This window comes from Candidatus Pantoea deserta (assembly GCF_003813865.1).
GTDB lineage: Bacteria > Pseudomonadota > Gammaproteobacteria > Enterobacterales > Enterobacteriaceae > Pantoea > Pantoea deserta.
Window position 1 is genome coordinate 143,793 of sequence record NZ_RMVG01000005.1, and the last position, 14,615, is coordinate 158,407.

Annotated in this window: 14 protein-coding genes; 5 read left to right on the plus strand and 9 right to left on the minus strand. The window is 53.5% G+C overall.

The genetic code is table 11. The features are described 5' to 3' along the window. Positions 1-98: 98 nt before the first annotated feature. Positions 99-590, plus strand: coding sequence for a helix-turn-helix domain-containing protein (locus BBB56_RS09420; protein WP_123800698.1), 492 nt, complete (start codon positions 99-101; stop codon positions 588-590). 49 nt (positions 591-639) lie between these two features. On the opposite strand, the gene BBB56_RS09425 is transcribed toward BBB56_RS09420, so the two are convergent. The 5 genes from BBB56_RS09425 to BBB56_RS09445 all read right to left on the minus strand — a co-directional run bounded on the left by BBB56_RS09425 (position 640) and on the right by BBB56_RS09445 (position 6,004). Continuing rightward, positions 640-1,305, minus strand: a complete 666-nt coding sequence (locus tag BBB56_RS09425) for an epoxyqueuosine reductase QueH (protein WP_123800699.1) — start codon at positions 1,303-1,305, stop codon at positions 640-642. Positions 1,306-1,385: 80 nt separating this feature from the next. Then, complete coding sequence (locus BBB56_RS09430) at positions 1,386-2,048, minus strand: SDR family oxidoreductase (protein ID WP_123800700.1); 663 nt, start codon at positions 2,046-2,048, stop codon at positions 1,386-1,388. A 125-nt stretch (positions 2,049-2,173) separates the two neighbouring features. After that, positions 2,174-3,484 (minus strand): c-type cytochrome, encoded by a 1,311-nt coding sequence (locus BBB56_RS09435; protein ID WP_123800701.1) that lies wholly within the window; start codon positions 3,482-3,484, stop codon positions 2,174-2,176. 1 nt (position 3,485) lies between these two features. Beyond that, positions 3,486-5,258, minus strand: a complete 1,773-nt coding sequence (locus tag BBB56_RS09440; protein ID WP_123800702.1) for a GMC family oxidoreductase — start codon at positions 5,256-5,258, stop codon at positions 3,486-3,488. A 32-nt stretch (positions 5,259-5,290) separates the two neighbouring features. Then, a complete protein-coding gene (locus BBB56_RS09445; RefSeq protein WP_123800703.1) occupies positions 5,291-6,004 on the minus strand; it encodes a gluconate 2-dehydrogenase subunit 3 family protein in 714 nt (237 codons plus the stop codon). 592 nt (positions 6,005-6,596) lie between these two features. On the opposite strand from BBB56_RS09445, the gene BBB56_RS09450 reads away from it, so the two are divergent. After that, the gene (locus tag BBB56_RS09450; RefSeq protein WP_123800704.1) at positions 6,597-7,616 is read left to right on the plus strand and encodes a LacI family DNA-binding transcriptional regulator; all 1,020 of its coding nucleotides are present in this window, start codon (positions 6,597-6,599) and stop codon (positions 7,614-7,616) included. Here BBB56_RS09450 and BBB56_RS09455 read toward each other — a convergent pair. From BBB56_RS09455 to BBB56_RS09465, 3 genes are all read right to left on the minus strand, one after another. Then, on the minus strand, positions 7,594-8,400 hold the full coding sequence (locus BBB56_RS09455; RefSeq protein WP_233593009.1) for a hypothetical protein: 807 nt from the start codon (positions 8,398-8,400) through the stop codon (positions 7,594-7,596). The genes BBB56_RS09450 and BBB56_RS09455 overlap by 23 nt on opposite strands. Before the next feature lies 1 nt (position 8,401). Then, positions 8,402-8,599 carry a hypothetical protein gene (locus BBB56_RS09460; RefSeq protein ID WP_123800705.1) on the minus strand — a complete coding sequence of 66 codons (198 nt, stop codon included), beginning with the start codon at positions 8,597-8,599 and terminating at the stop codon, positions 8,402-8,404. 379 nt (positions 8,600-8,978) lie between these two features. Then, a complete protein-coding gene (locus tag BBB56_RS09465; RefSeq protein WP_123800706.1) occupies positions 8,979-9,737 on the minus strand; it encodes a DeoR/GlpR family DNA-binding transcription regulator in 759 nt (252 codons plus the stop codon). A gap of 248 nt (positions 9,738-9,985) precedes the next feature. On the opposite strand from BBB56_RS09465, the gene BBB56_RS09470 reads away from it, so the two are divergent. Genes BBB56_RS09470 through BBB56_RS09480 form a run of 3 tightly spaced genes read left to right on the plus strand, consistent with a single transcriptional unit; the run spans position 9,986 to position 13,279 of the window. Then, positions 9,986-10,954, plus strand: a complete 969-nt coding sequence (locus BBB56_RS09470; RefSeq protein WP_233593010.1) for an SIS domain-containing protein — start codon at positions 9,986-9,988, stop codon at positions 10,952-10,954. Next, positions 10,951-11,862 carry an ROK family protein gene (locus BBB56_RS09475; protein WP_123800708.1) on the plus strand — a complete coding sequence of 304 codons (912 nt, stop codon included), beginning with the start codon at positions 10,951-10,953 and terminating at the stop codon, positions 11,860-11,862. Before BBB56_RS09470 ends, BBB56_RS09475 begins: the two co-directional genes overlap by 4 nt. A gap of 31 nt (positions 11,863-11,893) precedes the next feature. Then, the gene (locus BBB56_RS09480) at positions 11,894-13,279 is read left to right on the plus strand and encodes a sugar porter family MFS transporter (protein ID WP_123800709.1); all 1,386 of its coding nucleotides are present in this window, start codon (positions 11,894-11,896) and stop codon (positions 13,277-13,279) included. Positions 13,280-13,427: 148 nt separating this feature from the next. On the opposite strand, the gene BBB56_RS09485 is transcribed toward BBB56_RS09480, so the two are convergent. Further along, positions 13,428-14,612: a BaiN/RdsA family NAD(P)/FAD-dependent oxidoreductase gene (locus BBB56_RS09485; protein ID WP_123800710.1), complete on the minus strand. Its 1,185-nt coding sequence runs from the start codon at positions 14,610-14,612 to the stop codon at positions 13,428-13,430. Positions 14,613-14,615: the final 3 nt, after the last annotated feature.

A 14,615-nucleotide genomic window follows, 5' to 3' on the forward strand; every position in this document is an offset into this window, starting at 1 on the left:
AAATAAAAATGCATTTTCTGATAATTCTTTACGACAGACCTATATAGCGAAAGGTTAACTTCTCTACACTGTGCGCACTTTGTGGATGAGGGTGAAATATGCGCGAGAAAAAATATAATGAAGAAGTGATCGATACCATTACCGAGTGGATTGATAGCCATCTCGACCAACGGCTCAGCATTGATGATATTGCTGAAAAGTCAGGATATTCAAAATGGTATTTACAGAAACTTTTTGCACGCTGCCGTAATGAAACCCTGGCGCGCTATATCCGTAAACGAAAGCTGGCCGCCTGTGTTTATGCGCTGAAAAGCAGTTCCGTACCTATTATTACGCTGGCGGTAAAATACCATTTCGAGAGCCAGCAATCTTTTACGCGCTCTTTTAAGCAGGTGATGGGCTGCACGCCCCATGTTTGCCGCAAGCACAAGCTGGATGCGCAGACTCAGGCGCGGCTGGAGGGCAATATTAATCCCTGCGCGCTTTGCCGCCAGGCGCAGCCCGCCAGTCATGCGGCTAAACGCTATACGGCAGGCCGCCTGAATATTCGCACTCTGGATGTCGACGAGTCCTGCCACGCGCTGCGTTGACATCATGCTTCAGCGTGAATAATAAAGGGCGAAAGGTTCGCCCTTTACATTATGACTCTTCGCTATCCGGCGCATAGTATTGCACGCCGATTTTAATACGTTCGCGTCCGCTGGCGACGCGATGACGATTGGAATCGCGCAGCGAATAGATACAACCGCAATACTCCTGCTGGTAAAAACGCTCGCGCTTGCTGATTTCAATCATACGCGCCGAACCGCCGCCTTTGCGCCAGTTTACGTCCCAGTAAAGCATATCGGGATAGCGCGATGCGGCGCGCGCGCCACAGTCGTTAATTTGCTGCATATTCTTCCAGCGAGAGATGCCCAGCGAACTGGTAATCACCGGAAAGCCATGTTCGTGCGCATAGAGCGCGGTGCGTTCAAAGCGCATATCAAAGCACATGGTGCAGCGTTCGCCGCGTTCCGGCTCCCATTCCATCCCTTTCGCGCGCTCAAACCAGTTGTCGCGATCGTAATCGGCATCCACAAAGGGCACGCCGAACTTTTCAGCAAAGCGGATATTCTCCTCTTTACGCAGCTCGTACTCTTTCAGCGGATGAATATTGGGATTGTAGAAAAAAATGGTGTAGTCGATGCCGGAAGCCAGCATCGCTTCCATCACTTCGCCGGAACAGGGCGCGCAGCAGGAGTGCAACAGCACTTTATTGTGGCCGCCCGGCAGCGGCAGCGGCTTACGCTGAACGGATTGAGACATACTAACTCCTTGTCAGAATATGCCGCGAGTGTAGTATTTCAGCGATAAGGATGCAAAAAAGGCGCTGGCGCGCCTTTGAATTACCACTGCAACAGCTGCCCGGCGTAGTCGACGTAGTGATGGCCGCCGCGTCCGCGATAGGTCTCAAGCTGTTTCACCAGCCCTTCTCCGCTCTGCTCTACCGTCACCGGCGCGGATTCACCGCCCATATCGGTTTTTACCCAGCCCGGATGCAGCGACAGCAGCGTCGCGTTATGCTCGTCAATCTGCGGCAGCAGCGCGCGGCTCAACATATTCAGCGCCGATTTGCTGGCCGAATAGATCGGCATCGCCGCCGTATCATTCTCATTCAGGCTGCCAAGAATAGACGTCGTAAAGCCAATCACCCCGTTCTGCTTCGTCAGCAAGGGCAGCAGAGTTTCGGCGCTGCGCACCGGCGCGATGGCGTTAGTCATAAACAGCTGCGCCAGCTCTTCGTCGCTGCTCTGCAACAGATTCTGATGCGATGGCCCGGAAATGCCGGCATTGATCAGTATCACGTCAAACTGTTCGCCTTCGAGCTGGTTCGCCAGCTGCCGAACCTCGTCCTGATGCGTCATATCCAGCGCGTGCCATTGCGCCTGCGCCTCAGGCGTGCTGCTGCGGTACGTTGCCGTAACCTGCCAGCCTTGTGCCGCCAGCGCCTTAACCACCGCCAGACCTATGCCGCGCGAGGCGCCAATCACTAATGCTTTGCCTGCCATGTTCGTTCCTCTCTGATGAAGTGACCTAATCAGCTTAGAGTCTGCCGCGCGGAAGGTGATGTCGCGCGTGCGTTCAGCGACGGTGAGAGCACAAGGTGTAAAAAAGGCGGCTTACGCCGCCTGTTTTAATGCGCCGCCATCTGGTCAGGCAGCTTCAACAGCTTGCGTTTGCCCGCCACCTCTTTGGCTTCTACCTGCGTCGCGGCGTTGCCCCAGCTGTTACGGATATAGGTTGATACGGCTGCGACCTGTTCATCCGACAGCTTCCAGGCAAAACTCGGCATAGCACCGCTGGTCGGATTGCCCTGGGTCACCGCGCCACGCCCACCCTGCAATACCGTGGTGATAATGGAAGAAGCATCATCCGCCAGCAGACCCGGATTGTTCACCAGACTGGCGGCCAGGTTCGGGATCCCTTTGCCGTCGCTGTTGTGGCAGGCGCTACAGTTGGCGCTGTAGACATTCTCTCCGCTCTTCATCAGCGCGCTGTCAGGGTTCTGCGGCTGCGGCGGCTGCGTCGGTGACGCGGGCTGCGCTTTCAGGAAGGTGGCAATGGCACGCAGATCGGCGTCATTAAGATGCTGCGTTGAGTTGGTCACCGCCTCCGCCATCGGGCCGGACGCCACAGCGACGTGGTTGCTGCCCAGCTTCAGGTAATCGACAATTTGCTCTTCGCTCCAGCCGCCAATGCCGACGTAGCGGTTCGACGTCAGGTCCGGCGCATGCCACTCGCTGAGGTTGCTGCCCTGCAAAAAGTCGCTGGTATCGCCGCCGAGCAGGTTTTTCGGCGTATGACAGGCACCGCAGTGCTCCAGCCCCTCTACCAGATAGGCGCCGCGATTGAACTCAGCTGACTTGCCCGTATCGCTTTCAAAGCCGCTGTTGCGGAAAAACAACAGATTCCAGCCCATCATCGCCAGGCGAATGTTGTAGGGAAAACCGAGGTTCGTTTCCGGTACCTTGTAGCGCACGGGTTTCACCGAACGCATATACATCCACAGGTCATGCATGTCCTCGTCGCTGACTTTCACATAGGCGTTATAGGGCATAGCGGGATAGAGATGCTCGCCCTCTTTGCCTTTGCCATGACGTACTGCCCGATAAAAATCGCGCTCGGTCCAGTTGCCGATACCGGTTTCTTTATCCGGCGTGATATTGCTGGCAAAGATGCCGCCAAACGGCGTGCTGATTGAGTAGCCACCCGCAAAGGCATCTTTGCTGCCCGGCGCGGTATGACAGGCGACGCAGTCGCCCGCGATGGCAATATATCTGCCACGCGCCACTGCGGCAGCATCCGTCGCGGCTGGAAGCTGACTGGTCAACGTCTGGTTATCCGCCACGTTATCGGCTGAGGTATCGCCGTTTTGCCACAACAGACCGGCTGCGATAATGCCGGCGATCACTGCCGCGCCGCCTGCAAGGGTTGTCTTTTTCATATCACACCTTCACCAGGGGGCCAGGGTTTTTCAGGTATTGATCGATGATCGCCTTTGCCGTCCAGAGACTGAGCGCGCCGATAGTGCCGGTTGGGTTGTAGCCCGCGTTATTCGGAAAGGACGATGCGCCAAGCACAAACAGATTGTGCATGTCCCAGCTCTGCTGATAGCGGTTGAGCACGCTGGTTTTCGGATCGGTGCCCATCACTGCGCCGCCGATGGTATGGTCGCTGGCGAAGTTGTAGGGAGAATATTTTCCGGCGGCTGAGTTGGTGCCGATAACGGTTTTCGCTCCCATGGCTTTACCAATTTCGACGCTCTTTTCTTCGATAAACTTCGCCGAGCGACGGTCGTTATCGTTGTAGTCAAAGGTAACGCGCAGCAGAGGGTTGCCGTTGTCATCTTTATATTCCGGGTCCAGGTCGAGATAGTAGTCTTCATGTGAGAAGCTGGTGCCCTGACCAAAAATAAAGGTGGCGTTCTGAAAAGCCTGGGTATAAGCCTTTTTCCATGCTTTGCCCCAGCGCGGCGTGCCCGGCGGCAGCGCGTCAGCGTTACCAATAGGGCGCGCGCCGCGCGCCACCACCAGAATGCCCGCGCCACCAATGAAGTCTTTATCGCTGTGGTCAAAGTTATCGCCATTCCAGTCATCGACCTGCTGCGACAGCGCGCCCGCACCGATAAAGGGGTTGAGGTATTCGTCCTCAAAGAACAGGCTGGCTCCGGAAACGGTCTGGAAGCTGTAGGCGCGCCCTACCGTGCCGGTTTTGGTTTCCGGATCGTAGGGCTGGCCGATTTTCGACAGCAGCAGCAGACGCACGTTCTGCATCTGAAACGCCGACAGAATGACGATGTCTGCTGGTTGCACCCACTCTTTCTTGTTCTTGTCGATGTAGGTCACGCCAGTGGCGGTTTTACCATCGTCCGCTTTGTTAACGCGCACCACCGCGGAATCCGTCAGCACCGTAAAGTTTTCCCGCTGCATTAGCGCCGGGATCACGCAGGCGTTCGGGCTGGATTTAGAGAAGTTGCCGCAGCCGTAATAGAGGCAGTAGCCGCAGTAGGTACAGGGGCCCATACGTACACCGAGCGGATTGACGTAGGCGCGCGAAGTCTGACCGGCAGGCACCATAAAGGGATGCTGGCCAAGCGATTTCGCTGCGTCGCGGAACAGGTCGGTCAGGCGCGTGCTTTCCAGCGGCGGCAGCGGATACTCGCTGCTGCGGTTGCCTTCAAACGGGTTGCCGTCGGCAATAATCTCGCCGTTAAGTTTGCCTGCTTTGCCGGATACCCCTGCGATCTTCTCAAAACGATCGTAAAACGGCTCCAGTTCGTCATAGGTGACGCCCCAGTCTTGCAGGATCAGCCCTTTAGCAATCTGCTGCTTGCCGTAGCGCTGTACCGTCTGGGTATAGGGTTGAAAATCCCACGGCGTGAATCGCCAGGCCATGCCGGCCCAGTGAGTGCCCGAACCTCCCACGTTGTAGCCCAGTTCATTCAAATTCCATTCACGGGTCGGCAGCGCGGTTTCACTACGGTGATTACGGAACGTCGTGGTTTCCACCGCTGGCGGCAGCAGCATGCTGCGACGGGTATCCCAGCGCAGTTCATCGGTGTCAATGGAGGGCGGAAAATCGGTAGCGGTCTCAAACCAGGGGCCACGTTCGATGGCGACCACATTCAGACCTGCGCGGGTCAGCTCTTCGGCAATCAACGAGCCGCACCAACCCAGGCCGACGATTACAGCGTCAGCGTTTGGACGAATATTTTGCATGTGTTAACTCACTGCTCAGTCAGACTGAAGAGTCAAAGGGTGTTATCAATCAGGCTGGTCGGGATGATGTGCAGCTTCTTCCCTTTTTTGCCAATCAGATCGCGGAAGTCGTAGCGCGCGCCGGGAAAACCGAGCATTTTCCAGCTGGCCATCTCTTTGTTGCCGCCGTAGATCGGATCGGATAAAAAGCCTTCCCGCACGTTTTGCAGCAGCAGCTCAAAGAAAACCCTGGTCTCTACGTTTGGACCAAGATTAAGCTGATCCGTCTCCATGCGATGCAGAAGATCGTCCTGCTGTTCGCCGCTCAGTGCGACAAAACTTTTATGGAAGTGTTGATGCGCGAACTCTTCAAGCGCGGCGAGTCCCTGACGATAGCGCTGTGCGGGCGTCAGCGGCGATTGCGGTCCCTGCTCCGGCGTGCCTTTAACGAAGCGGCCCAGTCGATAAATGGCGACAGCGTTGCCATAATCGCCTGCCAGCTGACGGTCGATAAAGGTGGCGCAGCCTGCCTCTTTGCCGCTGATGCTTAGTTCGTCAGCGGGGATAAAGCGTTCAGCAATAGCCCCCAGCATATCGAACTCCTGCTGCGTCAGATATTGCAGTCCGCCCTTGCGCGGCGCAGGCGGGGTATTGATTTTGCCCGCTTCCCAGGGTTGACCGCCTTGTACGGTTTCGGCTTTTGCCACAGGCAGCGATGACGCCATGCCCAGCGCAGCCACGGAGGTGAGAAACTCTCTGCGTTTCATTTTTTTCCCTGCCAACGAATTAATCACATTAAATTATTTAACGATATAATCGCGCCGCCCTTAGTTATATTCAGGCGATCGCTCTCCCCTGCACGCCATAATTTTTAACTGGCGACAGGGTTATTATTTTTATCAGGATTGATACTTAACGACGGACGCATCCGTTTTCTCAGAGGTCGGGTGTTAACATCCCTAAAATCATTTTCCATTTATTACCAACAAAATAATCATAAATTTTTAACCTACTTTGGGAAAGCGAGGCGTTGATGAAAAACCATCATAAACCCCTTAAAATCCTTACAAATCAGATTATTAAACTGGAAACACCTTGAGCCATTATTGACATTTCTAATTATCAGCCAGTGATAAAAATTTCGCAGCGTTATTAGTTATTAACTATCTGCTCTTTTTTTCGCCTTATCTACTGCGCTTTTTATAGGCAACATAAAATGTGCTTAAAAATAAGCTGGAACAACAGTGAGCGCAGTCATTAAAATAGCACTGACGCAGCCAGGCGCTATTTTACGCCAGCTGAAAAATGGTTATTAATATCAGGAAGGTTATGGCAAATAAGGCCATGCGTGGAGCAAGAATGAAAAAGCTCACCCTTGAGACGGTGGCAAAAATAGCAGGCGTCGGTATTGCCACCGTCGATCGGGTATTAAACGAACGCGGCGGCGTGTCGCCTGAAACGACGCGTAAGGTGCTGAAAGCCGCGCGAGAAATCGGGCTGAAAAGGCTGCTGCCGGAAGAGTATCGCCATGCCTGGCAAATTGAGGTGTTCCTCAGCAATAACGGTTCTTCGTTTTTTCAGCAGCTGGTGCGCTATTTTAGCGAAGTGGCAGGCGAGCTGGGCTATCGACGCATTACGCTGCATAAAACGCTGGTTGCCGAGTCGCAGCCGGAAAAGCTGGCGCAGAGCATTATTGCGCGCAGCGCCACACGCGACGGCATCATCGTTTTTGGACATGACTATCCGCCAGTCTATCGCGCACTGGCACTCTGTCGCAGCCGCGGCGTGCCGGTGGTGACGATTGTAACCGATCTGCCCGACGCCGAGCGTCTGTGCCATGTCGGCATCGATCAGTATCAGGCGGGACGTACTGCGGGTCTGTTGATGAGCAAAATCGTAAATCAGCCGGGCGATGTCCTTATGGTAAGCGGTCGCTTCGATTACCTGGCGCATCGTCAACGCATCGCTGGATTCCGTGAAGTCATGATGCAGCGTGCGCCGCAGCGCCATTTGCGTGAAGTTCTGTTTGGCCTGGACCAGCGCGATACCATCCGCACGCTGCTGGATAGCAGCCTGTCCCGCTCCCGGCACGTGGCCGGTCTTTATAACACCGGCATGGGCAATAGCGAGGTGAGTGAAATGCTGCGCCTGCACCAGCTGCTGGGACGGTGCAGCTATATCACTCATGAGCTTTATTCCGTAACGCACCAACTACTGCGCAACGATGAGCTGGCTTTTGCGCTGGATCAGAACGCGCAACAGCACGCACGTCTGGCGATCGACCTGCTGCTGCGTCATCTGGAGAACGGCTACCAGCCCGATGTTTACCAGGATGGCAAAGTCGCTCTGCGGCTGTTTACGGCGGAGAACCTGGAGTAAAAGAGCCGTGCACCTCCATCGGAACGCCGTCGTGATGGGTCATCGCCAGCGAACTGGCGCTGGCGGGATCGAACAGCGACAGGCTTTCGATCTGATCCACCATCAGCACCTTACGGAACGCCATAGCGTTTTTGGGTTCAGAGGTTAGCGTAATACCGTGCTCGGCATACCAGCGGCTGTAGTTGTGTTCAATCGACATGCTGAGCGTTTTACTGTCGCGATAGCCGCTCAGCATCGGGATTAGCACAATATTCGCGGTATTTTCATACTCAAAGGTGGCGGCATGCACCATGCCGACATAGATGCGACGTGACTTTAGCGTGATCCATGCCAGCTCTCCCTCCTGCATACACTGATAGAGCAGCTGCTCGACGCCATTGGACTTCGAGAGCTGCTGATAAAGATCTTTCCGCCCGCTGCTGTTGAGGCGCGCGCTTGCCGACCAGTTTGAACGGTACATGCAAAACATGACCGCAAAGGCCAGCATCACCACCACAGGAGCCTGAATGCCAAGAAAGCTCCAGTTCATAAATTCCATCTGCCAGCGCAGATGTTCGCCAGGCATTAGCTGCAAGCTATTGGATATGCTGGAGATAATCAGCAAGACCAGCCAGATAATCGCCGTGGCCAGCATGCCCTGCAAAACAAAGATGCAGCCATACAGCGCGACCAGAAAGTAGACGTCCCAGCCGAAGCTGCGGCGTATTTTGAAGCGGCTGGAGAGATCGCGGCTGGTGTACCAGTAGCCGCAGACCATCAGCACCATGAATATCGCCGTACCCATGTTAAACCCCTTTCAGTGATTCAACGTGGCGGGCGAAATCCTCATGCACTTCCTCACTCAGCACGTTCACCGAAGCATTGCCATCTTCATCAATAATGATGCGTTCGCCATCGGCGATGGAATCATTGATGTCCTGGCGTGACATGCCTCTGATAAAGCTTTCGGGGCTGGAAAACAGGGAACGCAAAAAGGTGAGCATGGGGGATGGATCTCCTCTGTGATAAATCAGAAGTATGAAATCCAGCCGACAAACGCGCCAGGCGGAATCGTCTAAAAGTGTTGCGGCTCAGGGAATTAGCGAAGCGGTATTCAGGCCGTCCTGCGGCAAAACCGCATTTTTGCAACGAAAAGCGCTGTGTCGCCAGGCTTCCAGCCTGGTCTCATACATGCCGCGACGCAGCCTGACATTCAGGCATGGGGCCAGAAGCGCATCCGGCGGGTTTCATGCTGGATTCAGCAGAGAAAGCAGGAAATCGAAGAGGCCGTTTCCGTTGCCCTTCAGCTAGCAATATCTATGTAAATCAATTCAATAAAACGCTTCATATCAGATTTTACAGAAGCATTTTGAATCAGGTAACTTACTGTGCGAAGTAAATTTTTCCGTTATAGCCTGCGGATATTTTTTCATTTTTCCTCTTATCGGTAATAACCATATCGATGCTATCGAGATCGCAGACATGCGACAAAGCCCGATAACCGATTTTGGATGAATCCGCGAGGATAACTTTTGTTCGCGCCGCGCTGAGAATCGCTTTTTTAGTTGGAATTTCAATGGCATTAACGTTGGTTATACCCGCTTCGGCATGGACCCCCTCCGCACCCATAAACGCCCAGTCGGCGTAAACTTCGCTGAATTTACGTGTAGCATCAGGGCCGACAAGCGTAAATGAATTGCCTGCGACGACACCGCCCGTCACGTTCAGATTAATCGCCGGATATTGACTGAGCAGCAAGGCAATATTGAGATCGTTGGTGATAACGGTCAGATCTTTTTTTAATGTCAGATGGACAGCAAGTTCATAAACCGTTGAGCCATTATCCAGGATAACAGAGTCACCGTCCGCAATAAGCGAAGCCGCATATTTCCCAATGGCAACTTTCTGCTCGTGGTTGCGACCCTTGCGAATATTGTAAGGGGTATCCTGACCCTCCGTAGAGAGAACGGGCAGAACGCCGCCATGCGTACGAATGATTTTGCCGTTTTTTTCCAGATGAATCAGGTCTCTTCTTACCGTAGAGCTGTCCACGTTGAATTCTTCCGCCAGTTGACTGGCATGGAGATAACCCGTGGAAACCAGCATCGAAAGAATTTTACTACGTCTCTCATTTGCCAGCATTTTCTTCCTCCCTACACGTTTGATTGCATTCGATCTTATCACGAAAAAAGCATCATGCACCGTTAATATTTTAAATATCATCAAGTTAATAAACAAACCTTAAAAATATGAAACTCATATCACACGCATGAAATCGCGCATTGACATGCACAATATCGTGCATGTAGGTTGAACAGGTCATTCACATTAATGTCGAGGTGCTTGTGTCTAATCCGTATGAAAACGATATCGCCATGCAGCCTGAAGCCGTGCTGGCTCAGCTAAAAAACCCCCTGCCTGAATCCCTGAAAACACTAAAACTGCACGAATACGATCGCATTGTTTTGACAGGTATGGGTTCGTCAGATTATGGGCTGATCCCCATTGAACGTGCCTTGATTGCTAAGGGATACCCGGTATGGCGGGTGGACGCGGGCCGTTTGCTGGATATGCCCAACCTTGTTACAGAAAAGACGTTGTTATGGATGACCTCACAGTCCGGTATGAGCGGCGAGATCGTGGCGCTGCTGAAGGAGGGAAACCGTCCAAAAACCCTTATTGGCTTAACCAATGATGAAAACAGCACACTGGGTAAAAGCGCCGATATTTTAATTACTCTGAAAAGCGGTGATGAAGCGACGGTCAGTTCGAAGAGTTATCTTAATACGCTCATTGCCGGCTATCGCACGCTGGCTCTGCTGCTGGGTGAGGATGAGCAGAGGATCTGCGCTGCGGTTACGGATACGCTGGGTGATATTCGTCGACTGGTGCAGGAAAAAGAGGCGGTCGCACGCTTTGCGGACACCCTTTTTACTTCTGCTCGTCCTCGCGTTGCCTATATTGCTACAGGCTCGTATGCCTCCAGCGCGCTAACAGGCGCCCTGATTACCAAGGAAGCCTCTAAAGTCAGCGCCGAAGGCTTTATCGGTGGCGAATTTCGCCACGGGCCGCTGGAAACCTCGGGCCAGGGTATGCTGGCCGTGCTGCTGGGTAAAGCCGGTGATGAAACGCTGGAAAGACTGGCTACAGAATTACTGGCTAACGGAACGGATGTCGTCACCATTGGTGAACGCCCTTTCGCGGCATCTGCCCTTCTCCCGATCTCGGCTGGCCATGAGCTTAGCCAGCTGCTGTGCGGATTTATCTATATCGAACATCTGACCGTCGCGCTGGCCCGACACAATGGCTTTATTGCTGGCCAGTTCCTGTATGGCCAAAAGATCACGGTAGCCGTATGACAGGCCGGGTAAAAGCAGGGATAGATATAGGCGGAACAGGAACCCGAATCATCATTCAGGACAGTGCGGGTACGCTGAACAGCAAAACCGTTGCCACAGCTGAGTTTGCAGGCATCAGTAAAGAGAGACGTTCCGACGCTCTGGCCGATCACGTTCTCTCTCTGATCCCGCAAGGGATGACTTTAGCCAGCCTTGGCATCGGCGCCAGCGGACCAGTCGACACGACATCCGGTGTCATTTACAACAAAGATACGCTTGAGTGCTTCTCTTTTTTTCCGCTGGCCGATGAGTTGAATAAAAAACTCGGCGTAAAAGTGGCGATTGATAACGATGCGGTCGCCGCTGTTCTTGGCGAGTACTACTTCGGTGCGGGCAAAAACAGCAAACGCCTCCTGATGGTGACGCTGGGGACGGGAATTGGTGTTGCGCTGCTTGATAAGGGCAAGCCCTTCCGCACGAGTGGCGGGCAGCACCCAGAAGCGGGTCATATTCCCATATCAGGAAATGCCCTGACCTGCTATTGCGGCCTGAAAGGATGCTGGGAAACCCTGGCATCCCGAACCTGGCTTCAGCAGAATCTGGAGTCCCTTTTACCGACTATCGCTTTTGAAAAGCATGATGTGCATTTTTATGAGAGAGCCGCTCAGGAAAAAGAAGAGGTCGCAAAGGTCTTCCATCGTTACGGCAATTATCTTGGACGCGGGTTAGTGACATTACTGACGCTTTACGGTCCCGATATAACCATCCTTAGCGGAAGTGCCGCTCACTATTATCCACTTTTCAAACCTGGCCTTGAAGAGGCGCTGACGCGTTCAGACGCTTATGCCATTAATAAATGGATCGTACCGTCTCAGTTAGGCGATGTCGCGGGCGCGCTCGGAGCCACGGTAATTCCAGAGTTAACTTAGACTTTATTATTATAAACGACGGGGTAACATCATGGTTAATGCAGAAATAAGGGAAGGGCAACACAGCACAGGGAAATCAAAAAACATTAGCATATTTATTATTATGTCAATTATTATCTCCTCTGTAGGAGGAATAATATTTGGCTATGACACCGGTATTATTGGAGGTGCAATCGTATTTATTGGCAAGCAATTCCATATTACTGACTTTATGCAGGGAATAATTGTCAGTATGTCCTTGCTGGGCGCAATGATCGGTGCGCTGTTAGCCGGGCCTTTGGCAGATAAATATGGTCGTAAGATTAACCTGTTTATTTCAGGCATCTGCTTCGCGGCTGGCGCAGTGCTGTCAGGTTACAGTAACAGCATTGAGCTTTTAACCTTTGCTCGTATCCTTCAGGGGATCGGCGTAGGCGCATCATCTGTTCTGGTCCCCGTCTATATTGCCGAGCTGGCTCCGGCAAAAGTTCGTGGGCTTCTGGTCACCTCGTTTCAGCTCATGATTACCGTCGGCATCGTGATTGCGTATGGGGTAAACACGGCCGCAGAGAGTCAGGGATCGTGGCGCTTTCCGGTAGGCATTGCCAGCGTGTTTGGCATTGCCCTCGCACTTGGCGTGCTATTCGTTACGGAGTCGCCGCGCTGGCTGATTGCCACTAATAAACATGCCGCTGCGCGTCGAACGTTGATTAAGCTGCGCGGAACGGATGATGTTGATGAGGAAATCAAAGAAACCGAGCGCTTGAATGCACTTGAGCAGGACGATATCAAATGGCGCGACTTACTGAGCGGACATATCCGTCCAATGATCGTCATTGGCGTGCTGGTCGCGTTTTTCTCTAATGCTTGTGGCATTAATCTGGTTATTTATTTTGCCCCGCAAATCCTTCAAACCAGCGGTTTTACTTCCTCCGCCTCCTGGGCAGGCACCGTTGGCTTAGGTCTGACCAACGTCATTTTTACCGTGGTCGGCATGTTGATTGTTGATAAGGTTGGACGTCGTCCGCTGCTGATCGCGGGGGCAGCTGGATTAACCATAAGCCTGGTGATACTGGCGCTGATCTTTTCCGTGCCCGCATTTGAAGGCAGCAGCTGGCTGGCGCTGGCATCGCTGGTGTTTTATGTCGTGATGTACGCGGTGAGTCCTGGCATGCTGGGTTTTCTGATTATTTCGGAAATCTCGCCGTTAAGAGCGCGGGCAAAAGCGACCAGCCTGTCGATTTTTATTATTTTTGCTACAAATCTGGTTATTGCGCTGGTTTCATTGCCCATGCTTAATGGAATGGGCGCATCTGCAACCTTCTGGCTCTTTGCCGCAATATGCGTGGCATTCACCATTTTCAGTTTTTATGTGCCGGAGACAAAAGGAAAAAGCCTGGAGGATGTTGAAATCTATTTCAAAGAAAAATATCAGTAAATTCCTTTCGCCCGCCAGATTTTAGTTTAATGACAAACGGGTTAAGCCCGGTACGGCAAACTATTGCCTGGGCTTAACCTGTTTTCTGTTTCTGTAATGGCGAATGAGTCGTTAAGTCAGGTCGCTCGCCTGCTGCTGAATTCGTGCATCAAATTGCCTGCGCACACGCCCAGGCCGAACTCCAGGCCCACTGGAAGTTATAGCCGCCCAGCCAGCCGGTGACGTCCACCACCTCGCCGATAAAATAGAGTCCCGGCACATCCCGCGCTTCCATTGTCTTTGACGACAGCTGCGTAGTATCGACGCCGCCCAGCGTGACTTCCGCGGTGCGATAGCCTTCGGTGCCGTTCGGCTGCACGCGCCACTGATGCAGCGTCTGCGCGAGCTCGGCCTGCTGCCTGCTGTTGAGCTGTTTCAGCGACACATCGGGTATCTGCTCCATCTCCTGCAACACCTCAACCAGACGCTTCGGCAGCAGCTTCGCCAGACTATTTTTCAGGCTCAGATTGGGATGGGCTTCGCGCTGCGCATTAATAAATTCATCGATCGAGGTGGAAGGCGACAGATTCACGGTGATATGTTCGCCTGGCTGCCAGTAGCTGGAGATTTGCAGCACGGCCGGGCCGGAAAGACCGCGGTGGGTGAACAGCATCGCCTCTTTGAACAGCGTGCCGTCCTGCGCCTCGATAGTGGCGTCAACCGCCACGCCGGAGAGCGTCTGAAGGCGTTCCAGCAGCGGCTTGTGCAGGGTAAAAGGCACCAGCGCGGCGCGCGTCGGGAAAACCGTCAGGCCAAACTGCCCGGCGATTTTATAGCCGAAAGGCGTGGCGCCGAGTCCCGGCATAGAGAGTCCGCCGCTGGCAATGACCAGCTTCTCTGCCTGCACCGTCGCGCCATTGAGCTGAAGCGTATAGCCAGCCTCACTGCGGGCGACGCTTAGCACCTCGCTGCGCAGACGCAGAGTGACCTGACCTTTATCGCATTCAGCCATCAGCATATCGACAATCTGCGCCGCTGAGTCGTCGCAAAACAGCTGGCCCAGCGTTTTTTCGTGGTACGCAATGCCGTGCTGATTGACCAGATCGATAAAATCCCACTGGGTGTAGCGCGCCAGCGCCGATTTGCAGAAGTGGGGGTTGTGCGACAGGTAGGCGGCCGGTTCGGTATACATATTGGTAAAATTGCAGCGGCCGCCGCCCGACATCAAAATTTTACGGCCAGGCTTTTTGCCGTTATCCAGCAACAGCACGCGTCGGCCTCGCTGCCCGGCCTGCGCCGCGCAGAAAAGTCCCGCCGCACCGGCACCCACGATAATAACGTCAAATTTTTCCACTGC